This is a genomic window from Hymenobacter sp. H14-R3 (assembly GCF_030063445.1).
GTDB lineage: Bacteria > Bacteroidota > Bacteroidia > Cytophagales > Hymenobacteraceae > Hymenobacter.
On record NZ_JASITD010000012.1, the window covers coordinates 38718 to 63313 of the forward strand.

The following is a 24596-nucleotide window of genomic DNA, read 5'->3' on the forward strand; positions in this document are numbered from 1 at the left end:
CGGCTTTTTTGTAACCAAAAACGAAACTTACTCCGCTTTCTTGCTGCTCTTCTTTTTGGCAGCCGGGGCAGCTTCCGTAGTTACCTCGGGGTTGCCGGTGGGCGTGGCGGCCTCATCCTCCGCGCCGATTACGCCGCCGGTGCTCAAGGGCTCGTCGGCAGCAGGCTCGTCGGCAGCCTCCGTGGCAGCCGTGTAGGTAAGATGTTGGCTCACAATACCATACCAGGTAGCGAGCTTCTTGATGTCGGACTGGTACACGCGCTGGCGGTCGTACTCGGGCAGCACGCCGGCCAAAAACTCGGTCAGCTCGCTTTCGCTAGACTTGTTCGTAACGGACAGGCTAGTACCGTGCTGCTGGTAAATGCGCTCAAAAACCTCCGTCAGCGGCACCGTATCGTCCGAATCCTGGGCGTAGATGCCGATTTCACTCAGCAGTGATACTTTGTTGCTGGCCGGGGCCAGCGAGCGGGTTGCTTTGGCGTCCAAGCTTTCAACCAACACACCATGGCGGGCGGGCCGCACCAGGCGGAACAAACCCGGCTGGCCACTGATGGCCGCCAGCTCTTTCAAATCGTAGGGCATTCTTTTTGTAGTTAGGAATTGGCAATGGAGAATAAAGGGCAAGGAGTGAAAGGTGCAAAGCCAACCGGGCAGTTCTTCACGCCTCTTTCTTCATTCTTAGTTTTCCAACGCATTCGAGCCGGTAACGCCGAGCTTGAAGTCGATGGGTAGGCTGGTTAAAATCGGGTATTCGGGTTTCTTGAACTTGAGCAGGCGCACCACGCGAGCCGCCTCCTCACCAGTGCCGCCGCCCACTTGCTTCACAATGCGCAGGCCCTGCATGGTGCCATCGGGGTTCAGGGTAAAGCTCACGATGCAGCGCCCTTGCATGCGGTTGCGCTTGGCCATCAGCGGGTACTTCAACTCCTTGGCAATGAAGGCGTACATCGCCTCCTGCCCGCCTTCGTAGTAAGCCGCCACCGGAACGTCTTTGCCTACGTGGGCAATGCCCGCGCCCTGTTCGGTTGGCGGCACCGTCTGCGAGGGTGGCACCGTATTGGGCTTGGGCGTTTGGGCGTGGGCGGCGGCCAGCAAGCCGCAGATAGCCAGGGGCGTAAGCAGTATTTTTTTCATGTTAATAAGGAAGGACAAAGCCGATAAGACCCTGCCCCTGGGCAATTGACGGGCCAAAAGTAACTAAGCGCCTGCGGCATCGGCGGCCACCTGCCGGTTTATCTCCGTAATAAAGCCCAACACTTCCTCGCGGCCCAGCCCGGTTTCGGCCGAGGTTATGAAGTAGCGTGGGAGTTCGTCCCAGGTTTCGCCCATCTTAGCCAAGTAATTGTTAATCAGATTCTTGGTCTGACTGGTTGACTGCTTATCCGTCTTCGTGAAAATCATCACGAACGGCACACCATCCTCGCCTAGCTTGGTCATAAACTCCAGGTCGGCGGCCTGCGGCGCGTGGCGCGAGTCGAGCAGCACGCACACGCAGGTCAGGTTTTCGCGCTTGGTGAGGTAGGCGTTTATCATCTTGCCCCATTCGGCGCGAGAGGTTTTGCTCACTTTGGCGTAGCCGTAGCCCGGTAAGTCGACCAAGTACCACTCATCGTTGATGTTAAAATGGTTGATAACCTGCGTTTTGCCCGGCGTGCTCGACGTTTTGGCCAAGCCCGAGCGGCTGGTCAGCATATTTATCAGCGACGACTTACCCACGTTGGAACGCCCGATGAAGGCGTACTCGGGGCGGTTGGGGGGCGGGCAGAGGGCTACCTGGGTATTACTGACTAAAAAACTTGCTTCACGAATTACCATTGTTGGGTTACCTATCGGACGATGCGGGTACAAAGATGCGCTACGCTGCGGGTGCCAGCTTGGCTCCGTGCACAGCAACAGTAGCTAAACAGTTGTCTTTCAAAACCTGCCACTATATTTGCACGGTTCCTGTTAGCTGCAATTCAGAACGCGCGTAACTTTTCCAGACAGTTGCCAGCCAGCTTTAGTGCCCAGGGGCCGCCCGCCCGGCCGCGCTTTCTCGGTATATTTGTTGCTGCAATGGGCTTCGTGGCCCCGTAGCTGTTTTACCTGTCTGCTGGCCAACCGGGCCAACCCTGACGCCGAAATTTAGTATAAGCCGGCAAAAGCAAGCCCACCCCGTGCGCTGTGCTGAACCGCCGACCTAGTGCTGAAACCCTCCCTTCGCTCTTCACTCTAAAATTTTCCAAACACCCTTTTTTCAATGGACAACGTATCCAAAAGGCTGCTGCAAGCTTCCTGCGCGCTAGCTCTAACGGCGACCGTGGCTACTTCGGCCCAGGCCCAAAGCACCCGCAAGGACTTGCAAACCGGCAACAAGCTGTTCAACCAGGAGAACTACCGCGCCTCCATCCCTTACTACGAGCGGGTGATTGCCAAGGACCCCAACAACGCGCAAGCCTTGTTCCGGGCCGGGGTAGCATACTTGTCCTTTGACAAAGAGAAGGCCAGCGATTACATCTACAAAGCCCAGAAGCTGAAGCCGAAGGTATCGAAAGATGTGGAGTACTGGTTGGGCCGCGTCGACCACCTCAACTACAACTTTGATGAGGCCATCACGCATTACCAGGCGTATAACGCTACGCTGAAAAAGCGCAGTGATTCGCGCCGTGAGGAAGTAGCCCAGCTGATTCAGCACAGCAAGAACGCGAAAGTGTTGTTTAACTCGCCCAAGGATATCTTCGTGAAGAACCTTGGCCCTACCGTGAACACGCAGTACGCGGAGCACAGCCCGGTTATCTCTTCGGATGATAAGACCCTGATTTTCACCACGCGTGCTAACCCGGCCGATATTCCCGGCCTACAGCAGCGCGCTGGTAAAAAAGACATTGCTGCCGATGGCGAGTACTTCGAAGGCATTGTAGAAACGCACCGCATCGATGCCGACAACTGGGAGAAGCCCCGCTCGCTGGGCGCTGCGCTTAATACCAAAGGCCACGATGGTTCGGACCAACTGTTCGATAACGATACCAAGCTGCTCATGTACCGCGATGACGAGGACGGCGACGTTTTTGTATCGTCGAAGACGCAGGGCGGCGACTGGGGCCAGCCTACCAAACTCAACAGCAACATCAACTCCAAGGCCCGGGAGGGAGATGCCTACATCACGCCCGATGGCCTGACGCTGTATTTCTCAACCGGCAAATACTCGGAAGACAATAACCTCGACCTCTATTACAGTACCCGCACGGCAGGCGGCGACTGGGGCCCGGCTAAGTCGCTGGGTGGTGCCATTAATACCAAGGAGGACGACGATAGCCCGTACTTGAGCCAAGACGGCAAAACCCTGTATTTCGCTTCGAAAGGGCACAATACAATGGGTGGCTACGACATCTTCAAGTCGAAGTACGACAGCATCGGCCACAAGTGGAGCCGCCCCGAGAACATGGGCTACCCCGTTAACACGCCCGATGATGACTCTTACTACCGCTTGGCTCCCGACGGCACGTACGCTTACCTCAGTTCGTACCGCATTGGCGGCTATGGTGAGAAGGATATCTACACCATCAGCTACATCAAGAACATCACCATCAAAGGTGCTGTGTTCTCGAAGCGTGACAGCACGCAGGCCATCCCCGGCGTAGAGTTGGTGTTCAACGGTACGCAGGCCGACAAAACGGCCATTAGCTTCCGCGATGTAACCAAAGACCCCGGTGGTGATTACCAAGTAAAAGTTCTGTCGGCCCGTACCTATCAGGTAGCTGTGAACAAGGATGGTAAGAACATTGAGACCCAGGAGTTTGCAGTGCCGATTTCGACGAACGATTCGACGAGCATCACCAAGAACTTCTACGTTGACTACATCGATACCATTAGCACGGGTATTGCTCGTGGCATGCGTCCGATTTACTTCGACACCGACAAGTACAAGCTGCGGGCTGAATCAGTTACCACGCTTAATAACACGGCCGCAATTCTGAAAGCTAATACTGGGCTTAATATCTCGATTGAAGGCAATTGCGACTCGCGCAACACGGATGAGTACAATATGGTGCTCGGCCAGAACCGCGCCGATGCTGCCAAGAACTACCTCGTGAAGCAAGGGGTAGCTTCGGCTCGCCTCACCACCGTAAGCTACGGTGAGCGCAAGCCCGCTGCTCCGAACGATTCGCCCGAGAACATGCAGCTCAACCGCCGCGATGATTTCAAGGTGGTGCTAAAAGAGGGCGAGAAAATGCCCGTAATGCAGCCGGTTACTTCAGCTACTACCACTACCACCATTATTGCAGTACCCGTGCGCTCGGCCCCGCCGCTGCCCGGCAAGAGCAAGGTGAAACTGGCCGACGGCACCAAGGTAAAAACCAAAGTGGACGAGGATAGCGACAAAGTGAAGGTGAAAACCAAAGGCGCCGCTGGCGAGAAGTCGAAGACAGTATCCAAAAACGGTGAGCTGGATTCGAAAGCCAAAGACGCTTCGGGCGAAAAAGCCAAGGTAAAAGTGAAGGCTGAGTAGTCTTCGGCAGATTTGCTGAAAAAATAGAACGGCCGGACGAACAGTCCGGCCGTTTTTTTGTCCTGCTGGGTAGCGAGCCCAACTTCGTGGCTGCTTCCTACGCAATTTTTGCGGCGCATTGCCGTTCTTTGCATTCCTCCTATGGCCGTAGTACCCTATAAAGAAGACGCCGCCGATAAGAAATCGCAGGTGGCCAAGATGTTCGACAACATCGCTGGCAAGTATGACTTCCTGAACCACTTTCTGAGCGTGGGCACCGATATCTACTGGCGTCGCAAAGCCGTGGATGAGCTGCGGGCGCTACGCCCCGCCCGCATTCTGGATATTGCTACGGGCACGGCCGATTTCGCCATCGAGACGCTACGCGCCGCTGCCCCCGATGCGCACGTAACGGGCATAGACATTTCGGCTGGTATGCTGGAAGTAGGTCGCCAAAAACTGGTGGATAAGAAACTAAGCCACCGCATTAAGCTGGAGCTGGCCGACTCGGAAAACCTGCCGTTTGGCGACGACACATTTGATGCGGTAACTGCCTCGTTTGGGGTGCGCAATTTCGCGCACCTGGAGCGCGGTCTGGCCGAAATGCGCCGCGTGCTGCGGCCGGGTGGGCAGCTCGTCATCCTGGAATTCAGCAAGCCAACAGCTTTTCCGCTCAAGCAAGCCTATAATTTTTACTTTAGCCGGGTGCTGCCGGTGTTTGGCAAGGTAATTTCCAAAGACCAGAGCGCGTACACCTACCTGCCCGCTTCGGTGCAGGCCTTTCCCGACGGTGCCGAGTTCGTGGCCATTCTGGGCCGCGTCGGCTTTACTAATCCTGCATGGCAACCCCTCACCTTCGGAATCAGCTCCATTTACACGGCGCGCAAATAACTAGTAGTTGCCTGGGCCGCGGGCTAGTCCCGCTGCTGCTATTGCTACTGCTGGCCGGCCCCGCTCTGGCCCAGCGCAAGCGCAGCGATGCTATTGACCGGAGCCGCAAGGGGCGCATCAAGGGCATTACGGTAGATAATCTCTCCAATTACAACGACCGGTTTTTTCGGCCGGGTATTTACATCGCGCCCAATTTCTCGCGCTTTTTTTTAGAGCAGTCGGCGGCCTACTTCCAAGCGGCGCAGAATGGTAAGGGTATCGCGGCCAATTCCATTATTAGCCCTGGTTTTGCCGTAGGCTTTATAGGCGATATCCGGCTGGGAGCCCCCAGCACCCCTTTTCACCTGCGCTTTGCGCCAGGCCTCAACTTTTTGACGCGCCGGGTGGAGTTTACGAGTGCCGGGGCGGGCCAGCCCGATACCATCCGCAACCAGGAAGTAGGCACCACGCAGCTAGAGCTGCCGCTGCTGCTCAAATACCAGTCGAACCGCCGCCGCAATACGCGCTTCTACATGGTGGGGGGCATCAAGCCCAGCATTGCCGTAACGCAGCGCCAGAGCACGCCGGCTATCAGCCAGCTAACCGTGGCGCGCAACGACGTGCTGCTGGAATATGGCTTCGGGCTGGACTTATTTTACCCATACTTCAAGTTTGGGCCCGAGTTGCGCTTTTCACATGGCCTGCGCAACATCCTGGCCCCGCGCGACAACCAGTATAGCAACAGCTTGCAGAGCTTACGCACGAACACGGTTACGCTTTATCTCAATATCGAGTAAACCCAACTGGTTAGCAATAACTGTTTGTTAAATAGTATTTTATGAAAACTGCGTTTATCACAGGTGCTTCTTCCGGCATTGGCCGGGCCACGGCGGAGGCCCTGGCAAAATCGGGTTTTCAGCTGGTAGTTACGGGCCGGCGGCGTGAGCGCCTCGACGCGCTGGCGCAGGAGCTGGCCCCCACGCCGGTGCATATTCTTACCTTCGACGTGCGCGACCGGGCCGCGGTAGATGCGGCGGTGGCCACGCTGCCGGCCGAGTTTGGTCATATCGACGTACTCATCAACAACGCGGGCAACGCGCATGGGCTGAGCCCGATTCAGGACGGTGACCCGACCGACTGGGACGCCATGCTCGACGGCAACGTGAAGGGCCTGCTCTACGTGAGCCGGGCTGCGTTGCCGCGCATGGGCGAGGGTGGCTTCATCGTTAATGTAGGGTCTATTGCGGGCCACGAGGCTTACGCTAACGGCAACGTATACTGCGCCTCCAAGGCCGCCGTAGAAATGCTCACGCGCACCATGCGGCTCGACTTGCTGCCCAAAGGCATCCGGGTGGCCGAAATAGCGCCTGGCATGGTCGAAACCGAGTTTTCGGAGGTGCGCTTCAAGGGTGACGAAGAGCGGGCGGCCAGTGTGTACAAGGGCGTGCAAGCGCTGCAAGCCGCTGACATCGCCGATATTATCCAGTTTATGGTAACGCGCCCGCCGCATGTGCAAATTGCCCAGGTAATAGTATTCCCAGCGGCGCAGGCCGCTGCAACTGCGGTACGCCGTGAGGGATAAGATTTTAGTAATGAGCTAGTTGCAGCTAATTAGAATGTAATTGGTGAAAGGGGTGGTTACATAGAGCTTGTGAAAAACTTCGCAGCTCGGCGTAACGCCCCTTTTAATGCTTAACTACCTGTAATATAACGCACGTAAAGGCCACCCGAACAGGCGTTGGGCGGGCTGCCAACTCCCGCCCGCCCGCCCGGCCCAATGCTTATCAGCCGGCCAGCTCGTGTAGTAGCGGGCCGTGCAGCGCGTGGCCGCCCGCAAAGCCAAACGTACGAACTATGGCGCCGTGCGCTTGCAGGGTATCGGCTTGCTGCTGAATTTGTTCGGGGCTTAGGTATTCGTCGGCGTCGCCGCAGACTACGTCAACGGGCAGGCCGGGTAGCAGGTTGGCGGCGGGTAGCGTATCGGCCGGAAAATCACCGGCCCACAGCACCAGCCGGCGCGGGCACCAGCCCTGGGTGCTGGCCACGTGCACAAGCCAGCGGCTGGCAGTAGCCGTGCCCTGCGAGAAACCTAGTACCGTAACTTCTGCGTCTGGGGCGGCCGCCAGTAGCGGGTTCAGGATGGCCGTGAGGTAGGCGCACTGGTCATGCAATTCGGCCAAGCGGTCGGCGCGGGTCATCCACGAGGCGCCAATGCGGCCATCGGTGCCGCGCAGATAGAAGCGGGAGAGGGCCTCGGGCGCCACCACGACCGTGCCCGCTACGTCGGCGGCGTGCAGCGGCCTGAAGTGCCGGATAAAGTATTCGGCCAACTGCCCGTAGCCGTGCAAAACTATCCACAGCCGCCGGGTAGCGGGCGAAGCCTCGCCTAGCTGCTGGTAGCGCGCCGTGCGCGCTACGGAAATATGGTGTTCCACGCGACCTGAAAAAGTAGGGATAAATGCGCTGGCTAACCCCGGCGACCAAAAATGGCGCTACCCACCCGAATAAGCGTGCTGCCCTCAGCCAGTGCCCAGGCGTAGTCAGCGCTCATGCCCATGGATAGTTCGCGAAAGTATTCACTATCTGCAAAATACGTGGATTTAAGGTACTCAAAATGTTGGCGGAGCTGCTTAAATTCCCCACGCACCAGCGCCTCATCGGGCGAATTGGTAGCGATGCCCATTACGCCGGTCAGGCGCACGTGGCGCATGGCCTGGTATTCGGGCGACTGCAAAATAGCCTCGGCTTCGGCTAGGCTTAGGCCGGTTTTGGTTTCTTCCTTGGCAATGTGAAATTGCAGCAGGCCACAAATAATCCGGTTGTGCTTCGCAGCTTGCTTGTCCATCTCTTGCAGCAGGCGCAGGCTGTCCACGCTTTCCACGGTGTGCACGAAAGAAGCCAGGTATTTTACCTTATTGGTCTGAAGCTGACCAATTTGGTGCCACTCTACGTCGGCAGGCAATTCGGGGTGCTTAGCGGCCATTTCCTGCACCCGGTTTTCGCCGAAGATACGCGCGCCGGCCGCGTAAGCCTCGCGCAGCATCTCCACGGGGTGAGTTTTGGTAACGACAACTAGGCGGGCAGGTGTACCGGCTAGCTTTTGCTCGAAAGCGATGATATTGTCAGCGATGGACACGGGATGCAATGCTTAATTTTTAATGATTAACGGGTAATTGACCGATGCCTAACAAGTCATTGGGTAGTGGTTAAGTTGGTGTAATACAGCATTATGACTAATATACATCAGATTATCAAGTAGTTGTGTCGCGTATTAAATCTTAAAATTAATTGTTACCAACTCAGTCTTCCAGCACATTAGTCATGAATGTGCTGCGCAGCGCCAGCCACAGTAGCCAGAGCACAATGCCCAAGCCTAGATAAGGGCGATAAAAATCCTGCACGCTGCGGTAGCGCTGGGTGCGGATATCGGACTTTTCCAGCCGGTTGATTTCGCCAAAAACGCGGCTGAGCGCGGCATTGTCGGTGGCCCGGAAGAAGCGGCCGTCGGCGGCCTGGGCCAGCTGCCGCATGGTGGTTTCGTCGAGGCGGGTTTGCACGTAGCGGGGCTTGCCGGTACTAGAGTCGCGGCCGTAGGGCACGAAGCCATCTTCACCTAACCCAATGGTATAGAGTCGAATACTATAAGCATGGGCTAGCTGTGCGGCCAGCAGCGGGTCGAGGCTGCCAGCGTTGCTTTCGCCGTCGGAGAGCAGCACGCAGATGCGCGATTTGGCCGGCGACTCGCGCAGCCGGTTGATGGCCACGCCCAGCGCCGTGCCGATGGCCGTGCCATCGTCGTCGATAAGGCCGGGGCGCAGGCTGCGCAGGTTGTCGAGCAGCAGGTCGTAGTCGGTGGTGAGGGGCACCAGCGAATAGGCCTGCCCGGCAAAGGCCACCAGCCCGAGCCGGTCGCCGGCCCGGCGCTGCACAAAGCGGCGCGCCAGGCGTTTGGCGGCTTCGAGGCGGGTAGGCTTGAGGTCCTCAATCTCCATGCTGCCCGATACGTCGATGGCCAGCACAATGTCAACGCCCTGGCCCGTTTGGGTAAGGTGCTCGCTGGGGCGTTGGGGGCGCGCCACGGCGATTATCAGCAGCACCATGCTCAGCGCCAGCACGATAACCGGAACGAAGCGCAGCCCGGCCCGCCAGTCGGGCCGGATGCCGCCCGGCCCGAAGGCCACCACCACCTGCCGCCGCCGCCGGGCCAATAGCCCGCGCAGCAGCGGTAGCAGGGGCACCAGGGCCAGCAGCAGCAGCAGGCGCGGGTGTTGCCACTCGTAGCTGGCCAGGGTGGCGTAGGAAAAGAGATTCATGCAAAAAGGGCCAGAAGGCGCAAATTACGGCCATTCGTGAACTCGGGTCGGCGGGCCACCGGCCGTAGGGTACCTTTGACCAGACCTTATGCCCTCGCGGCCGGCCCCATGATTCGTACCGTAATTTTTGATATGGATGGCGTCATTATCGACACCGAGCCCATCCACCACCACGCCTTCATAACCCTGTTTGCCGAGTTAGGTATCACCGTCTCGGATGCGCTATACGCCTCATTTTTAGGCTCTTCTACGCGTAATGTATTTCAGCACCTGAAGCAGGAATTTAATTTGTCGCAGTCGGTAGCTGCGTTGCTGCTGCGCAAGCGGGAGCTATTTAACAAGGCGTTTGATGAAGATGCGGACCTCGATTTGCTGCCCGGGGCGCGGGCGCTGATTGAGGATATCCAGCAGCACGGCGTGCAACTGGTGGTAGCCTCGTCGGCCTCTAAGGCCACTATAGCGCGGGTGTTTAACCGATTCGGGTTAGGTCCGTATTTTTCGCATATCGTTAGCGGTGAGGACTTTGAACAGTCGAAACCCAACCCCGCCATTTTTCTGCACGCGGCGGCCCTGGCCGAAACACCCGTTACCGAGTGCATCGTTATCGAAGATTCGGCCAATGGCGTGGCGGCGGCCAAGGCGGCTGGTATCTACTGCATTGGCTACGCCAGCCCGCACTCGACCGGGCAGGATTTGCGGTTGGCCAACCGCGTAATTCAACACTTTTCGGAGATTTCGGCGGTCGGGATTCAAGCAATTGTAGGGTGATCTATAGCTTGCCGGCGGGCAGCTAGCGCCGCTGCCCGCGCCCAGCAGCTTGCTGACGAGTAGGTAATCAGCTGGCTTCGTGCGGGACGACAACGCAGCGCGGTGGGACATGATAGCGTATGAAGCGCAGTTGTCACGGCTTCGGCATTATGCTATTTTTTAAGAAGTTACGGGGAATATAAAAAGTATTTCGATAACGCAGAGTTGTTTAGACAATAAAAAAGTCGCGTGATACAGCACTTTTCGGCGCGACTGGCGGCAAGCTAAAGCTTACCCTACATTCAGTCGAGGCGACCGAGTTCGGCGCGGCCGAACGTCCACTCGGGCGTGTCGAACTCCGCTTCGGCCGGGCCGGGTACGGCAAACCAGGCGCCCAGCGCCGGGCGGCTCACGTTGCGCAGCAGGTGAATATTCTGGGCTGGCATGTAGCTCTGCATCAACAAAATATACCGTTGGCCAGAGCGCGGATTTTCGGCCACATCGGCTACCAATACGGCGTGACCGGGGCTGCCACCGTGCACCAACACATCGCCGGGCTGTACCTGGGCCAGCGCCACTGGCTGCACCTCGCGGCTTAGTGAGAGCGTGCCTGCGTAGCCAAATACCGGCAGCAGGTAGCGGCCCAGCGCCGCGTGAGTGGGCGCTTCGGCCGGCTTAGGCGCGGGGCCGACTTGCTCGCCCCGCACCCGAAAGGTGGTGCCAGCCACGTAGTCCGAAAACCAGGCGTCGTAGCCGGTGGTTAGGTGAAAGTGAATTTTATTCGGGTTGACGCCAAACAAGTACTCGGCCCGCAGCCGCATCACAGCGTCGGCGCACTGCTGTAAGTCCTTGGTGCCAGGGTCGATGTCTACTACGGCGGCTACTACTGCTTGATTATTTTTTAGCTGCCCATTGTAGAGCCGTGCTGGGGTACCGGCGGGCCGCAGCGGCAGCCCACGCAGCCACGCGCCCCACGAGCCGTTTGCTACGGCCACGCGCTGGCAGCCGGCCGGCGGCGCAATGCGCCGGGCCAAGCTTTGGGCGGCGGCTGGCGGCGTAGTGAGCCACGGGTACGTGGGGGCGGGGGCCGGGGGCCGGGCAGCCGGCGCGGTGCTCAGCAGTAAGCCTAAGCCAAGGTATTTGAGAATCATGAGCTAGAGAACTAAAACCGGTACTGTAACGCACTAGTAATCACAAATTGTACTACGCAAAAGAGCCCCGCCTATTGGGCGAGGCTCTGATACTTTTAGGCGGGGCAATTTATTCAGTAGCCGCAGCCTTCTTAGTTGCGGCTGGCTTTTTGGCTGCCGTGGTGGGCTTTTTGGCCGGCGCTTTTTTCTTAGCCGCTGGCTTCTTAGCCGCCGGAGCTTTGGCCGCCTTTTTAGCGGGGGCGTCGGCTTCCTTGGCGGGTTTTTCGGCGGCGGCTTTCTTGCCGAAGCGGCCACCTTTGGCGGGCTTGTCGGGCGTGGCGGCGGCTAGCTCCAGGCAGCGCTCCAGCGTGAGCTCGGTGGGTTCTTCGCCCTTCGGAATCTTCACATTTTTCTTGCCAGCTACGATATAAGGGCCAAAGCGTCCGTTAAGAACCTGGATGTCAGCGTTTTCCTCGAAGCTCTTAATCAGGCGCTCGGCATCCAGCTTGCGCTTGGCTTCGATGAGCACTACGGCTTCCTCGCCCGTGATGGTGTGGGGGTCCTGCTCCTTGGTGAGCGAATAGAACTTGCTGTCGTGGCGGATGTAGGGGCCGAAGCGGCCGAGTGCGGCCGTCATGGCTTTGTCCTCAAAATCGCCTATCGCGCGCGGCAGCTTAAATAAATCCAGCGCCTCTTCCAGGGTGATGGTTTCGATAAACATGCCTTTGCGCAGGTTGGCGTAGGCGGGCTTGGTTTCGCCTTCGGTGTCGCCCAGCGCCACGTAGGGGCCGTATTTGCCGAGGCGGGCGGTTATTTTCTCGCCCGTTTCGGGGTGCAGGCCAATTTCGCGGGTACTGCTAAGGGTGCTGCGGTCAATGTCCTGGCCGCGCTCTACGCTCTTGTGAAACGGCTCGTAGAAGCCGGCCAGCATGTGGCTCCAATCCTCGCGGCCGTTGGCAATCTGGTCAAACTCATCCTCCACCTTGGCCGTGAACTGGAAGTCCACGATGTCGGGGAAGTGGTCGACCAGGAAGTCGGTGACTACTAAGGCGGTATCGGTCGGAAACAGCTTGGCTTTATCTGCGCCATAGACTTCGGGGCGCTGCTCGGTCGTTACCTCGTTGCCCACCAAAGCCAGCGCGTAAATCTTGCGTTCCTTGCCATCGCGCGACTCTTTTTCGACGTAACCGCGCTTCTGCACCACGCTGATGGTGGGAGCGTAGGTGCTGGGGCGGCCGATGCCCATTTCCTCCAGCTTTTTGACCAGCGACGCCTCGGTGTAGCGGGCGGGCGGGCTCGAAAAGCGCTCAGTGGCGGTGAGGGTTTGCAGGGGCATATCCTGGCCCACGCTCAGCGGCGGCAGGCCACGCGAAAACGAGCTTTCACCATCGCTGGGCGCGTCCTCATCGTCCTTGCTTTCGGCATAGGCTTTCAGAAAGCCCTCAAACGTAATGACCTCACCAGTAGCCGAAAATGTAGTGCCCGGCTGGGTACTGATACCAATAATGGCCGTGGTGCGCTCGATGAGCGCGTCGGCCATCTGCGAGCCCATGGCGCGCTTGCGAATGAGGTCGTAGAGGCGCTGTTCCGAGGCATCGGCCCCGGCTTTCAGCAGCGTGAAATCGGTGGGGCGAATGGCTTCGTGGGCTTCCTGCGCGCTGGCCGACTTGGTTTTGAACTGGCGCTCCAAGGCGTATTCGGCCCCGTAGGCGGCCGTAATGGCCTCCGTGGCACCCTTGCGGGCCTCTTCCGACAGGTTTACTGAGTCGGTTCGCATGTAGCTGATGCGGCCGGCTTCGTACAGCTTTTGGGCCACCGTCATGGTTTGGGCCACCGAGAAGCCCAGCTTGCGCGAGGCTTCCTGCTGCAACGTACTCGTGGTGAACGGCGCGGCGGGCGTGCGCTTGCCCGGTTTTTTGTCGAGGCTATTAATACTGTATGTCGCCCCGATGCAGCGCGTGAGGAAAGCCTCGGCCTCCTCGCGGGTTTTGTAGCGGGTCGGCAATTCGGCCTCCAGGGTGGTGCCCTGGCCGGCGTCGAAGCGCGCCACGATGCGGTAGGCGCTGGCGCTGGTGTGCTTGTTGATTTCGCGCTCGCGGTCTACCACCAGGCGCACGGCCACGCTCTGCACGCGGCCCGCCGAGAGGCCAGCTTTTACCTTGCGCCACAGCACGGGGCTCAGCTCAAAACCCACCAGGCGGTCGAGCACGCGGCGGGCCTGCTGGGCATTTACCAGGTTGATATTAATCTCGCGCGGGTTCTGGATGGCGGCCAGAATAGCGGGCTTGGTAATCTCGCGAAACACGATGCGCTTCGTCTTCTCTGCCTTGAGGTTAAGCGTCTCGGCCAAGTGCCACGAAATGGCTTCGCCCTCGCGGTCATCGTCACTCGCCAGCCACACCATCTCGGCTTCCTTCGACAGTTTTTTGAGCTGCGAAATGAGCTCGCGCTTGTCGGCATCGACCACGTAGGTGGGCTTGAAACCGTTGGCCACGTCCACGGCATTGTTGTCCTTGGGCAGGTCGCGGACGTGCCCGTAGCTGGAGCGCACCACAAAGTCGGGGCCGAGGTAGCCTTCAATGGTTTTGGCCTTGGCGGGCGACTCGACAATAACTAGATTCTTGACCATGCGGAACGAATAGGAGCGGGGAAACAGGCTGGCGTTGGATGAAATTAACGCGGACCTGCCCCGAAAAGTTAAAAACGGGGACAAAGATGCACGGCTAAAGCCAACCCGGCGCCAACTCAGAGCTGCAAGCTACCTTCGAACCAGCCAGCATTGTCGGATTGCCTCGCGCACCTACTTTTGTTGGTATCCACTGCGGGCCCCCGCTCGCCCCACCTTCTCTGCGTCCTCCCCACATGGCTTCTGCCAAGAAAACTACGGCCCCGGTATCTGAAATTGACGAGGCCGCGCGCCCCGACGAAGCCGGCATCTTTGCCGACGACAACACGACCCGCAAGCGCGGCAAGACTCGCAACGTGGGCCTCACCGATACCGACTACGTGAACGAGCAGCTCAACCGCGTGCTCTTCGCCCTTGATGCCTTTAAAAAAGGCGATGTGTCGGTGCGCCTGACCAAGCAAAACGACGACATCTTCTCCGAAATCGCCGAGGCCTATAACTCGATGGTGGAGATGATTGGCGGCGTGGGCGGGGAGGTATCGCGCATTTCGAAGGTGGCCGGGGTGGAGGGTAACCTGAAAGCCCGCGCCTCGGCCGAGGGCGCGGCGGGCTTCTGGCGCGACATGATTAACAACATCAACGGCCTGGTCGACAGCATTGCCGTGCCGGTGCTGGAAGTGGGCAAGGTGCTGAAAAATATCAGCCGGGGTAATTTGGATGAGAGCTTCCAGATTCCGGTGTCGGGCGACTTTAAGGTGATGGCCGAAACCATCAACCGTACCATCGACAACCTCAACGTGTTTGCGGGCGAGGTGAGCCGGGTGGCGCAGGAAGTGGGTACCGAGGGCCGGCTGGGCGGCCAGGCCGTGGTACCCAACGTGGGTGGTGTGTGGAAGGAACTCACTGATAATGTGAATACCATGGCGGCCTCGCTCACCAGCCAGGTACGCGACATTGCCAACGTGACCACCGCCGTGGCCCGCGGCGACCTCAGCCAGAAAATGACGGTGGACGTGAAAGGCGAGCTGCTCCAGCTCAAGCAGAACCTCAACCAAATGGTAGATTCGCTCAACCTGTTTGCCGGCGAGGTAACCCGCGTGGCCCTCGACGTGGGCACCGAGGGCAAGCTCGGCGGCCAGGCCAGCGTGCCCGGCGTGAGCGGCACCTGGAAAGACCTGACCGACAACGTGAACAACATGGCTGCCAACCTGACCTCTCAGGTGCGCGATATTGCCAACGTAGCCACCGCCGTGGCCCGCGGCGACCTCAGCCAGAAGATGACGGTGAACGTGAAGGGCGAGATTCTGGAATTGAAAAACATTCTGAATCAGATGGTTGACTCGCTCAACATCTTCGGCGACGAGGTAACCCGGGTGGCCCGCGAAGTGGGCACCGAGGGCAAGCTCGGCGGCCAGGCCGTGGTGCCCCGCGTGGGCGGCGTGTGGAAAGACCTGACCGACAACGTGAACACGATGGCCGCCTCGCTCACCAGCCAGGTGCGCGACATTGCCAACGTGGCTACCGCCGTAGCCCGCGGTGACCTCAGCCAGAAAATGACCGTGGATGTGCAGGGCGAGATTCTCGACCTGAAAAACATTCTGAATCAGATGGTTGACTCGCTCAACATCTTTGCCGGCGAGGTAACCCGCGTGGCGCGGGAGGTGGGCACCGAGGGCATTCTGGGCGGCCAGGCCAACGTGCCCCGCGTATCGGGCACTTGGAAAGACCTGACTGACAACGTGAACACGATGGCCTCGAATCTGACTTCTCAGGTGCGGGATATTGCCAACGTGGCCACCGCCGTATCGCGCGGCGACCTGAGCCAGAAAATAACCGTGAACGTGCGCGGCGAGCTCTTGCAGCTCAAGGAAAACCTCAACCAGATGGTGGACTCGCTGAACGTGTTCGGCGACGAAGTAACGCGGGTGGCCCGCGAAGTGGGCACCGACGGCAAGCTCGGCGGCCAGGCCAACGTGCCCGGCGTGAAAGGCACCTGGAAAGACTTGACTGATAACGTGAACACGATGGCGGCCTCGCTCACCAGCCAGGTGCGCGACATTGCCAACGTAACCACCGCCGTAGCCCGCGGCGACCTCAGCCAGAAGGTGTCGGTGGACGTGCGCGGCGAGCTGCTCGACCTCAAGGACAACATCAACCAGATGGTTGACTCGCTCAACATCTTCGCCGGCGAGGTAACCCGCGTGGCGGTGGAGGTGGGCACCGAAGGCCAACTCGGCGGCCAGGCCAACGTGCCCAACGTGAGCGGCGTGTGGAAAGACCTGACCGACAACGTGAATACGATGGCCAGCAACCTCACCATTCAGGTGCGGGGCATTGTGAAGATTGTAACGGCCGTGAGCCAGGGCGACCTCACCCAGAAGCTAATGCTGGAAGCCGCCGGCGAAGTAGCCGACCTGGCCCAGACCATCAACCGGATGGTGGACGACCTCAACCGCCTGGCCTCCGAGGTAAGCCGGGTGGCCCGCGTGGCGGGGGCCGAGGGCAAGCTCACCGAGCGCGCCACCGTGGGCGGCGTGTCGGGCTCGTGGAAAGAGCTGGTGGACACGCTTAACGCGCTGATTGAGAGCATCGCCCTGCCGGTGCTCGAAGTGAGCCGCGTGGTGCGCGCCATCTCGGAGGGCGACCTCACGCAGATGGTGGAAATCCAGACCACCGGCGATATTCTGGCCATGTCCAGCTCACTCAACCAAGCCGTGGAAACGTTGAACGCTCTACTGGGCGAAATCAACGACTCGGCCCAGGTAGTGGGCACTTCCTCCGAAGAAATGGTGGATAAAGGCCAGGAAATGAGCCGCGTAACGGTTGACGTGGCCTTGGCCATGCAGCAAATGGCCGAAGGCGCGCAGAACCAGGCCCTTAAGACGGACCAGGCCTTCAAGCTGATTGAGGAAATCATGACGGCCACCAAGGAAACGGCCAACAAGGCCGACGTGGTGAACAAGTCGGCCATCATGGGGGAACAAACCTCGCAGCAGGGCCTCAAAACGGTGGCTGAAGTGGTGAAAAACATGGAGGAAATCTCTGGCGCGGCCACCCAGACCTCGCGCACCATTGAAGTGCTGAGCACCCGCTCGCAGGAAATCAGCAAGTCGCTGGGTGTAATTACCGACATCGCTTCGCAAACCAACCTGCTGGCCCTCAACGCCGCCATCGAAGCGGCCCGCGCCGGCGAGGCCGGTCGCGGCTTCGCCGTAGTAGCCGAGGAAATCCGCAAGCTGGCCGAAGGCTCGCGCAAATCGGCCAACGAGATTGCCACGCTCGTGGAAGACGTGAAGAAGGACACCACCAGTGCCGCCGCAGCCATCAGCGCCATGGAAAGCCGGGTGCTCAAGGGTAAAAACGCCACCTTCGAGGCCAGCGCAGCCTTTAAAAACATTGCCACCAGCAGCGGCGAAACGCTGCGCACCTCGCGCGATATTCTCACGGCCACGGCCTTGCAGCAAACTTCGATTGGCGACGTGGTGAAGTACGTAGAGGAAGTGGTAGCCATTGCCGAGCAAACCGCTACCGGCACCCAGCAGGTAGCCGGCACGGCCCGCCAGCTCTCGTCGTCCATGCAGGAGCTGACTACCTCCTCGCAACGCCTCTCCGACATTGCCGACGACCTGCAGGACGGCCTCGAAACCTTCCAGCTCTTCGACTACGCCCCCGAGCCGGAGCCCGAACCCGAGCCCGAGCCCGTGCGCCGCCTGGTGCGCCGCCCGCTACCCAGGGCTGCCGCGCCAGTTGCTGCACCCGCCGCCCCGGCCCCCAAAGCTAGTCCGGCCATCCCAGCGCGCCGCATCACCAGCGTACCCGTTGCCGAAAGCACCGGGGCTGGCCACGCCAGCAATGGCCGCATTCGCCGCCCCGCCCCGGCCGCAACGGCCCCCGCCGCCGAGCCGGCTAAGCCCGCCGCGCGCCGCGCCAAGGCTAGCCTAGCCGCCAGCACGGCTCCGCAGCCGGAGGCGAGCAACGCCGCCAGCCGCCCGCGTCGGGCGAAAGCCAAATAAGGCCGCACTTTTAATTTTTTGCGCTCGTAAGTAGCGCTGCACCCGCTACCGCACTTAGGTAATTTCCATGGCTGATTCCGCCGCAAATCGTCCGGCTACCGCTTCGGGCCGCGCCGCGCCGGCCGCTCCCGAAGCGGTGGTGCAGCTCATTGTATTTCGCCTGGGCGATGAGGATTATGGTATCCGCATCGAGCAGGTGAAGGAGGTAACCATCACGCCCGAAGTGGTACGGATGCCCAAAACGCCGCCTTTTGTAAAGGGTATCACCAACTTACGCGGCGACATCATTGCCGTGGTGGACTTGGAAGAGCGGTTTGAGCTGCGGCCGGCCGGCCGGCCGGTGCCTGATTTTTCCTACACCCTGGCCGTGGAAGCCCCCGACTACACGCTGGGGCTACTGGTGCGTGAGGTGCCGCGCCCGGTCACTATTCCAGTTAGTGCCATCGAGCCGACCCCCGATTTTGTGCAGGACAGCGGCCAGCGTGAAAAATACCTGGAAGGTATTGCCCGGCTACCCGGCGACCAAAGCGTGATTATCGTGCTGGATATGCTTAAGCTGCTAACCCCCAGCGAGATAATGCGCCTGCCGGGGCAAGCCACCACCAAGGCTGCCCGCCCGCCTGCTACTGCCGCCGCTTCGGCCGATGCACCCTCCGGGGTACAATAGCCGTAGACGAGCTAGCCAGCGGCCCAACTAGTAGCCGCTGGCCTCTCCTTCCTACTTCTCACTCTCTCAGATTCAGTTTTACATGAATAAGCGCATTCTCATCGTCGATGACTCGTTCTACATGCGGACGATGCTCAAGAATATGCTCACCGACGCCGGCTACGATGTAGTGGGCGAAGCCGCCAATGGCCAGCAGGCCTTGGAAATGGCGGTAGCAACCACCCCCGACCTCATCACGCTCGACGTGATTTTGCCCGACAACACGGGCCTCGACGTGCTCAAGGGTATCCGCCAACAGCAGCCCGATGCCAAAGTGGTGATGTGCTCGGCCGTGGGCCAGGAAACCATTGTGAATGAGGCCATTGAGAACGGTGCTCTCGCCTACATCGTGAAGCCTTTCTCGGAAGAGCGGGTGCTCGAAATAGTGGGCAGCGCGCTGCAAGGCGATAGCTCAATTGCCTAAAAAAGCAGGCCAACCGGCTGGTTTTTTTCGGAAAGCCAGCCGGTTGGGCGGTTAGTCGTGGTTTCCCATTAGATAGTTTTACGCCTTTGTTTCTCCCTTATCTTCCTGCGCTGCCCGCTTTAACGGAATTATTAGGCAGCTTGGGCCAGCCGGCCCAGGTTGCTGGTGGGGAAACCAGTCTAGCAAAGATTTTGCGCAACGCTATGTTAGCCAATAAGTTATGACGGCGCGGGAGCAAGAGTACCGGGAGCTGTTTATGGCGGAGGCGCTGGAGTATTACGACGCTATGTCGCAGCACCTCAGCGAGTTGGAACGTAACCCGCAGGAGCCGGGGGCGCTCAATGAGCTGTTTCGGCTCATGCACAACCTCAAGGCCAATGCCCGCGCCATGGGTTTCATGGATATGGGTGAGGTGGCCCACAAGATGGAAACCCTCTTCGGACAGATTCGGGGTAATGAGCGCACCTTCAACGGGGCGCTGGTGCCACTCACTTTTCGGGCCGTAGACATGCTGGGCAGCATGATTCGGGCTGTGGGCGCGGGCCAGGAATCGGGCGATGCCACGCAATTACTTGAAAACCTGGAAAGCCTGATTCAGGGTGAGGAGGTTGTCGAAGTCCGCGAGCAGCTCAGCGAAGAAGAAGTTGATGCCGACGCGGCCCGTAAGCTGGAGTTGTCGGACCTCGTATACATTCCCGTCAAAAAGCTCGATAACCTGCTTAATCTAGTGGGCGAGCTGGTAATTGACCGCGACCGTATTTTGACGCTGGCCGCCGAGCTGGGCCACCCGGCCCTGCAAGCCACGGCACAACACCTGTTTCGCATTTCCGACGACTTGCAGTACTCCGTAATGGACGTGCGGCTGGTAGGGGCGGGGGTGCTGCTGAATAAGTTTCCGCGCGTGGTGCGCGACGTGGCCTCGACCGAGAACAAGCAGGTGGAGCTTTCGCTGGCCGGGCAGGACGTGCAAATTGACCGTAACGTGTTGCAGCTCATTACTGATGCGCTGCTGCACATTGTGCGCAATGCCGTGAGCCACGGCCTCGAAACCCCCGAAACCCGGCAGGCCGCCGGCAAGCCCGCGGTGGGCAAGCTGCGCATTTCGGCCCTCACCGAGCGCGACGATGTGCTCATTCAGGTGCAGGACGATGGCGGGGGCATCGACACCGAGGCAGTGCGCAAAAAAGCTATTCGCAACAAGCTGGTTACGGCCGAGGCTGCCGTTGCGCTTGATGAACAAGCCGTGTGGGCGCTGCTGTTTGAGCCCGGTTTTTCGATGGCGGATAAGATAACCGACATTTCGGGCCGGGGCGTGGGCCTCGACGTGGTAAAGCTGGCCATCGACTCGCTCGGCGGCCGCCTGCGCGTCAACTCGGAATTGGGGAAGGGTACCACGTTTACGTTGGTGCTGCCTACCTCGATTGCCGTGAAGGGCGCGTTGCTCATTGAGCTGGATGCCCGCGCCTACGCCGTGCCCCTGCTGCACACCGATACCGTGCTGGCCCTGCCCAACGACGAGATTTTTGCCGTGGGCGGCCTACTGATGACCCGCATTCAGGACGAAAACGTGCCGCTGGTACCGCTGCGCCAGCTGCTCTACTCAGAGGGGGACGAGCTGTTGCCCCGGGCCACGCGCGCCGACCTGCCCGCCGCTGTCGGCTTGCACCAGATACTGATAGTGAGCTACAACAACCGCCGGCTGGGTCTGCTCATCGACCGTTTTCTGCGCCAGCAAAACATTGTGGTGAAGTCACTTAGCAAGCCACTCGATACCATTGACCTCTTTGGGGGCGTTACGCTGCTGGGCAGTGGGCAGCTGTGCCTGGTGCTGGATGTGCCCGCCCTAACGCGCCTGTTTTTGGCTAAACGACCTTGAATCTAGCCACTTTCCGCTCTTTTCCGTATTAATTTGCCGGCCTCGCCGCCGCTGCTACGAACTAAGCTGTTATGAATGTATCAATGAATGAGTTAGAGCGCGATATTATCCGCGAAATTCTCAATATTGGCCTGGCCAGAGCGGCGGATAGCTTTGCCGTGATTGCGCAGGAGCGGGTGATGCTGGAAGTGCCCAACCTGGATTTGCTGCCCAGTAGCAATATTATTGAGCGGGTGCGCGACTACCAGACGCGCTACGTAGCTATTCAGAGCGATATCCGGGGCGATTTCAACGGCTCCACATTCATGTTCTTTTCGGGGCAGCACATTCAACGGCTCTCGCGGGTGTGCCTGCGCATGCAGGTGGGCGACTCCTTACAGCTTAATGAGTTGCAGGAGTCGCTGCTGCTCGAAATCAGCAATATCATTACCGGCGCTTTGGTAACCCAATTAGCCAACATCCTGAAAGCCAATATCTATGGCGCGCCCCCGTTGGCTCCGGCCGGCGACTTAGCCGAGGCTTTGCAAAGCCTCATGCCCGACCCGGAAACGCTGCAACCACTCATTTTCTCGGTTATCACGCAGTTTTCGGACAAGGAAAACTCGGTAGAGCTGCCCCTCATGCTGTTTTTTGACCGGGCTACGTTTGAAAAAATCCTGGAGATAATCCGTACGTACGATTTCTTGGGCAAAACGCAGTCGGCAGCTTAAGTAGCTGATTTTTAATAAAGTATATTGCAGATAGGTTGACTGCTCGCCAGTCATTATTTCTTTTTTTCACTCACCAGGTACTTGCGGCCTGGTGTTGTTTTTTTACCGTGTCCGAATCTACTCTCGCGCAGAAAATTGCCAATTTTGACCCCAACGCGCTCGGCGATACCGCCGGGGGCTTATTCGGGCTGCCCTTCACGCCCGACGAAGCCCAGGTAGTGGTGGTGCCCGTGCCGTGGGAGGTAACCGTGAGCTACCGCGCCGGCACAGCCCAGGGCCCCGCCGCCATCCGCGAGGCCTCGCTGCAAGTGGACCTCTACGACCCCGACCTGCCCGAAGCCTGGAAGCTGGGCTTGGCGATGGAAGAAGAAGACGAGGTTATTGCTCAGGCCAGCCGCGACCTGCGCCCTGTAGCCGCCAATTATATTGGCTGGCTCGAAGCAGGCCAGCCCGCCGAAAGCGCGGCTCAGCACGAAAACACGCCCACCCACATCAAAACAGAAGGCGATAAGCTTATTCAGTGGCTGAAAGCCAAAACCGGCGCGCTCCTCGATGCTGGCAAGGCCGTAGGCGTGCTCGGCGGCGACCACAGCACACCGCTGGGCTACCTGCACGCGCTGGCTGAGCGCCACCCCGACGGCTTCGGCATCCTGCAAATAGACGCCCACTGCGACCTACGCCCCGCTTATGAGGGCTTCCAGTACTCGCACGCCAGCATTATGTACAACGCGCTGGAACTGCCCCAGGTGAAGAAGCTGGTACAGGTGGGCATTCGCGATATGTGCCAGCAGGAGGCCGACCTCATCGAGCATTCGGTGGGCCGGGTGGCGCTGTTTGGCCAGCGGTTTATGAGCGAGGAGAAGTTCGTGAAGAAATCGTGGAAGAAGGTGTGCGGTAAAATCATCGCCCAGTTGCCCCAGAAAGTCTACATCAGCTTCGACATCGACGGCCTCGACCCTAAGCTGTGCCCCGGCACCGGCACGCCCGTGCCCGGCGGCCTGGAGTTTGAGGAAGCTACCTACCTGCTGCGCATGATTGTGCGTTCGGGCCGCACCATCATCGGCTTCGACCTCAACGAGGTAGCGCCCGGCGATACCGAGTGGAACGCCATTGTGGGCGCGCGCCTGCTGTACCAGCTCTGCAACTGGATGGCCGTTTCGCAGGGCCGCCTGGTAGCCAAGGGCCTGGGCTCGGCCGACGAAAAGAACAAGAAGAAATAGCTTGCAAAGCTCACGCAGTGTTACTTGCAAGTATCTAAAAATAAGTTAATTACCGATATGGGTAAGCTTCTCATTAAATTCATTCTGACGGCCGTGCTCACCTACGGCCTCGCCAACGTGCTGCCCAATGTGCGCCTCGACGGCGTAGGGAGTGCCGCCATCCTGGTCATCGTGATGGGCCTGCTCAACGCCACCGTGAAGCCGATACTGAAGATAATCGGCTTTCCTGTTACGGTGCTGACGCTGGGTATTTTCTTGCTGATTATCAACGTGATAATCGTTAAATTGGCTGATTTTCTGATGGCCAGCTTCTCGGTAACCGGCTTCATTAGCGCGCTGATTTTCAGCTTGGCGCTGTCGCTGGTGACCACCGTAGTCGATATGGTAATCGACTAGCGGTGCCTCGCCGCCAGCGGGTTTATCCCAACGCAAACTGCCCCGTTGAACACTTGCTGTTCGACGGGGCAGTTTGCGTTAGGCGGCTGCGGTAGGCGTGGGTGGGGCCGGCTGCCGCTTGGCTTGGCGCCGCCGCCACAGCCACCAGCCGGCCATGCCTACGCCCAGCACCAGCGGCCACAGGTTGAGCACGCCCAGCAGCAGCGAAATCAGCAGCTGCCAGCCATCATAAAATGCCTCCGCCGCGCGGCTGCCCAGCGATAAGATAGGGGCGTCGGGCATGGTCTGGGTTACGGGCTGGTAGAGCGTGAGCGTAATAGTGGCGTAGGCCACCTCGTCATTCAGGGTTTTGAGGCGGCTTTCGGTAGCTTCAATCGTCTCGCGTACTTCGCCCAGTTTCTCTTCAATGTCGAGGATGTCCTTGATTTTCTGCGCTCTGCCGAGCAGGGCCGTATACTGGCGCTCTACGGCCCGCTTGGCTTGCAGGCGGGCGGCCACGTCGGCGTGCTCGGCCGTTACGTCGTCGGTGCTCAACTTCTTTTCCTCCACGGTGCCCAGGCCCGCCAAGCCGCTCAACAGCGTTTGAAACTGCCGGGGCGGCACCCGAATGGTCGTTTCCTGACGCCATTCGCCATCGGCGTGGGTTTCGGAGGAAGCGCTTAGGTAGCCGCTGCTGCGCCGCACCAAGCTATCGAGGCGCGCGGTGGCGCGGGCCAGGCTAGTGGTTCTGAGCCGGATATCGGCGTGGTAGATGAGCAGGCGCGTGGGCGCGGGAGTGGCGCCCGAGGTAGCGGCGGGCGCCGCCAGGGGCGGCGGCGGGGCAGAATTGCCAGCCACTTCGATTGCCTTGGAAGCCCCAACCGCCTCCGATACTTCTTTATCAGCCACTGTCTGCTCACTCTCCTGCCCTTCAGGGAGCACGTCACTGTTGACGAGTTCCGTCGCGCTAGGCTCGCCGGTCTGCCGCTTTTGCCCGCAGCCAGTTTGGCTGAGCAACATCAGGCTGAGGAGTACTCCAAGTAAATAGTTCATAAGCAATTCAGCGAGTTGATGTAAAAAGGATTGCTGGCGTCAGCAGCCAGGTAAGGCAGTATGTG

General features: G+C 59.4%; 21 protein-coding genes. 12 read left to right on the forward strand and 9 right to left on the reverse strand.

Annotated elements, in window-relative coordinates:
• Positions 1 to 27: 27 nt before the first annotated feature.
• From QMK33_RS12390 to yihA, 3 genes are all read right to left on the reverse strand, one after another.
• Positions 28 to 582, reverse strand: coding sequence for a DUF5606 family protein (locus tag QMK33_RS12390; protein WP_283564905.1), 555 nt, complete (start codon positions 580 to 582; stop codon positions 28 to 30).
• Between the two features lie 96 nt (positions 583 to 678).
• Positions 679 to 1134, reverse strand: coding sequence for an energy transducer TonB (locus QMK33_RS12395; RefSeq protein WP_283564906.1), 456 nt, complete (start codon positions 1132 to 1134; stop codon positions 679 to 681).
• A gap of 63 nt (positions 1135 to 1197) precedes the next feature.
• A complete protein-coding gene (gene yihA, locus QMK33_RS12400) occupies positions 1198 to 1815 on the reverse strand; it encodes a ribosome biogenesis GTP-binding protein YihA/YsxC (protein WP_283564907.1) in 618 nt (205 codons plus the stop codon).
• 424 nt (positions 1816 to 2239) lie between these two features.
• Here yihA and QMK33_RS12405 point away from each other — a divergent pair, with 424 nt between their 5' ends.
• From QMK33_RS12405 to QMK33_RS12420, 4 genes are all read left to right on the forward strand, one after another.
• Positions 2240 to 4489, forward strand: coding sequence for an OmpA family protein (locus QMK33_RS12405; RefSeq protein WP_283564908.1), 2250 nt, complete (start codon positions 2240 to 2242; stop codon positions 4487 to 4489).
• Positions 4490 to 4630: 141 nt separating this feature from the next.
• Complete coding sequence (ubiE, locus tag QMK33_RS12410; RefSeq protein WP_283564909.1) at positions 4631 to 5359, forward strand: bifunctional demethylmenaquinone methyltransferase/2-methoxy-6-polyprenyl-1,4-benzoquinol methylase UbiE; 729 nt, start codon at positions 4631 to 4633, stop codon at positions 5357 to 5359.
• Positions 5308 to 6135, forward strand: a complete 828-nt coding sequence (gene porT, locus QMK33_RS12415; protein ID WP_283564910.1) for a type IX secretion/gliding motility protein PorT/SprT — start codon at positions 5308 to 5310, stop codon at positions 6133 to 6135. Before ubiE ends, porT begins: the two co-directional genes overlap by 52 nt.
• 41 nt (positions 6136 to 6176) lie before the next feature.
• Positions 6177 to 6920, forward strand: coding sequence for an SDR family NAD(P)-dependent oxidoreductase (locus QMK33_RS12420; RefSeq protein ID WP_283564911.1), 744 nt, complete (start codon positions 6177 to 6179; stop codon positions 6918 to 6920).
• A 202-nt stretch (positions 6921 to 7122) separates the two neighbouring features.
• Here QMK33_RS12420 and QMK33_RS12425 read toward each other — a convergent pair whose 3' ends face one another.
• The 3 genes from QMK33_RS12425 to QMK33_RS12435 form a co-directional block, all read right to left on the reverse strand.
• Positions 7123 to 7773, reverse strand: a complete 651-nt coding sequence (locus QMK33_RS12425) for an alpha/beta hydrolase (RefSeq protein WP_283564912.1) — start codon at positions 7771 to 7773, stop codon at positions 7123 to 7125.
• Positions 7774 to 7805: 32 nt separating this feature from the next.
• Positions 7806 to 8474, reverse strand: a complete 669-nt coding sequence (locus QMK33_RS12430) for a YggS family pyridoxal phosphate-dependent enzyme (RefSeq protein ID WP_283564913.1) — start codon at positions 8472 to 8474, stop codon at positions 7806 to 7808.
• A 163-nt stretch (positions 8475 to 8637) separates the two neighbouring features.
• A complete protein-coding gene (locus QMK33_RS12435) occupies positions 8638 to 9651 on the reverse strand; it encodes a VWA domain-containing protein (protein ID WP_283564914.1) in 1014 nt (337 codons plus the stop codon).
• A 108-nt stretch (positions 9652 to 9759) separates the two neighbouring features.
• Between QMK33_RS12435 and QMK33_RS12440 the strand changes: the two genes are divergently transcribed.
• Positions 9760 to 10419 carry an HAD family hydrolase gene (locus QMK33_RS12440; RefSeq protein ID WP_283564915.1) on the forward strand — a complete coding sequence of 220 codons (660 nt, stop codon included), beginning with the start codon at positions 9760 to 9762 and terminating at the stop codon, positions 10417 to 10419.
• 281 nt (positions 10420 to 10700) lie between these two features.
• On the opposite strand, the gene QMK33_RS12445 is transcribed toward QMK33_RS12440, so the two are convergent.
• The gene (locus QMK33_RS12445) at positions 10701 to 11549 is read right to left on the reverse strand and encodes a DUF4846 domain-containing protein (protein WP_283564916.1); all 849 of its coding nucleotides are present in this window, start codon (positions 11547 to 11549) and stop codon (positions 10701 to 10703) included.
• Positions 11550 to 11658: 109 nt separating this feature from the next.
• Entirely contained in the window at positions 11659 to 14157 is a 2499-nt protein-coding gene (gene topA, locus QMK33_RS12450) for a type I DNA topoisomerase (RefSeq protein WP_283564917.1), read from the reverse strand.
• Between the two features lie 233 nt (positions 14158 to 14390).
• On the opposite strand from topA, the gene QMK33_RS12455 reads away from it, so the two are divergent.
• From QMK33_RS12455 to QMK33_RS12485, 7 genes are all read left to right on the forward strand, one after another.
• The gene (locus QMK33_RS12455) at positions 14391 to 18167 is read left to right on the forward strand and encodes a methyl-accepting chemotaxis protein (protein WP_283564918.1); all 3777 of its coding nucleotides are present in this window, start codon (positions 14391 to 14393) and stop codon (positions 18165 to 18167) included.
• Between the two features lie 67 nt (positions 18168 to 18234).
• Positions 18235 to 18834, forward strand: a complete 600-nt coding sequence (locus QMK33_RS12460) for a chemotaxis protein CheW (protein ID WP_283564919.1) — start codon at positions 18235 to 18237, stop codon at positions 18832 to 18834.
• A gap of 82 nt (positions 18835 to 18916) precedes the next feature.
• Positions 18917 to 19297 (forward strand): response regulator, encoded by a 381-nt coding sequence (locus tag QMK33_RS12465; protein WP_283564920.1) that lies wholly within the window; start codon positions 18917 to 18919, stop codon positions 19295 to 19297.
• A 220-nt stretch (positions 19298 to 19517) separates the two neighbouring features.
• Positions 19518 to 21173: a chemotaxis protein CheA gene (locus QMK33_RS12470; protein ID WP_283564921.1), complete on the forward strand. Its 1656-nt coding sequence runs from the start codon at positions 19518 to 19520 to the stop codon at positions 21171 to 21173.
• Between the two features lie 71 nt (positions 21174 to 21244).
• Entirely contained in the window at positions 21245 to 21883 is a 639-nt protein-coding gene (locus QMK33_RS12475; protein ID WP_283564922.1) for a chemotaxis protein CheC, read from the forward strand.
• 107 nt (positions 21884 to 21990) lie between these two features.
• Positions 21991 to 23103, forward strand: coding sequence for an agmatinase family protein (locus QMK33_RS12480; RefSeq protein WP_283564923.1), 1113 nt, complete (start codon positions 21991 to 21993; stop codon positions 23101 to 23103).
• 57 nt (positions 23104 to 23160) lie between these two features.
• The gene (locus QMK33_RS12485) at positions 23161 to 23499 is read left to right on the forward strand and encodes a phage holin family protein (protein WP_283564924.1); all 339 of its coding nucleotides are present in this window, start codon (positions 23161 to 23163) and stop codon (positions 23497 to 23499) included.
• 78 nt (positions 23500 to 23577) lie between these two features.
• On the opposite strand, the gene QMK33_RS12490 is transcribed toward QMK33_RS12485, so the two are convergent.
• Complete coding sequence (locus tag QMK33_RS12490; RefSeq protein WP_283564925.1) at positions 23578 to 24531, reverse strand: DUF4349 domain-containing protein; 954 nt, start codon at positions 24529 to 24531, stop codon at positions 23578 to 23580.
• Positions 24532 to 24596 lie beyond the last annotated feature (65 nt).

Coding starts and splice junctions, on each gene's coding strand:
- QMK33_RS12390 (WP_283564905.1), bottom strand. CDS start 582: ATGCCCTACGATTTGAAAGAGCTGGCGGCCATCAGTGGCCAGCCGGGT.
- QMK33_RS12395 (WP_283564906.1), bottom strand. CDS start 1,134: ATGAAAAAAATACTGCTTACGCCCCTGGCTATCTGCGGCTTGCTGGCC.
- yihA (WP_283564907.1), bottom strand. CDS start 1,815: ATGGTAATTCGTGAAGCAAGTTTTTTAGTCAGTAATACCCAGGTAGCC.
- QMK33_RS12405 (WP_283564908.1), top strand. CDS start 2,240: ATGGACAACGTATCCAAAAGGCTGCTGCAAGCTTCCTGCGCGCTAGCT.
- ubiE (WP_283564909.1), top strand. CDS start 4,631: ATGGCCGTAGTACCCTATAAAGAAGACGCCGCCGATAAGAAATCGCAG.
- porT (WP_283564910.1), top strand. CDS start 5,308: ATGGCAACCCCTCACCTTCGGAATCAGCTCCATTTACACGGCGCGCAA.
- QMK33_RS12420 (WP_283564911.1), top strand. CDS start 6,177: ATGAAAACTGCGTTTATCACAGGTGCTTCTTCCGGCATTGGCCGGGCC.
- QMK33_RS12435 (WP_283564914.1), bottom strand. CDS start 9,651: ATGAATCTCTTTTCCTACGCCACCCTGGCCAGCTACGAGTGGCAACAC.
- QMK33_RS12440 (WP_283564915.1), top strand. CDS start 9,760: ATGATTCGTACCGTAATTTTTGATATGGATGGCGTCATTATCGACACC.
- QMK33_RS12445 (WP_283564916.1), bottom strand. CDS start 11,549: ATGATTCTCAAATACCTTGGCTTAGGCTTACTGCTGAGCACCGCGCCG.
- topA (WP_283564917.1), bottom strand. CDS start 14,157: ATGGTCAAGAATCTAGTTATTGTCGAGTCGCCCGCCAAGGCCAAAACC.
- QMK33_RS12455 (WP_283564918.1), top strand. CDS start 14,391: ATGGCTTCTGCCAAGAAAACTACGGCCCCGGTATCTGAAATTGACGAG.
- QMK33_RS12460 (WP_283564919.1), top strand. CDS start 18,235: ATGGCTGATTCCGCCGCAAATCGTCCGGCTACCGCTTCGGGCCGCGCC.
- QMK33_RS12465 (WP_283564920.1), top strand. CDS start 18,917: ATGAATAAGCGCATTCTCATCGTCGATGACTCGTTCTACATGCGGACG.
- QMK33_RS12470 (WP_283564921.1), top strand. CDS start 19,518: ATGACGGCGCGGGAGCAAGAGTACCGGGAGCTGTTTATGGCGGAGGCG.
- QMK33_RS12475 (WP_283564922.1), top strand. CDS start 21,245: ATGAATGTATCAATGAATGAGTTAGAGCGCGATATTATCCGCGAAATT.
- QMK33_RS12485 (WP_283564924.1), top strand. CDS start 23,161: ATGGGTAAGCTTCTCATTAAATTCATTCTGACGGCCGTGCTCACCTAC.
- QMK33_RS12490 (WP_283564925.1), bottom strand. CDS start 24,531: ATGAACTATTTACTTGGAGTACTCCTCAGCCTGATGTTGCTCAGCCAA.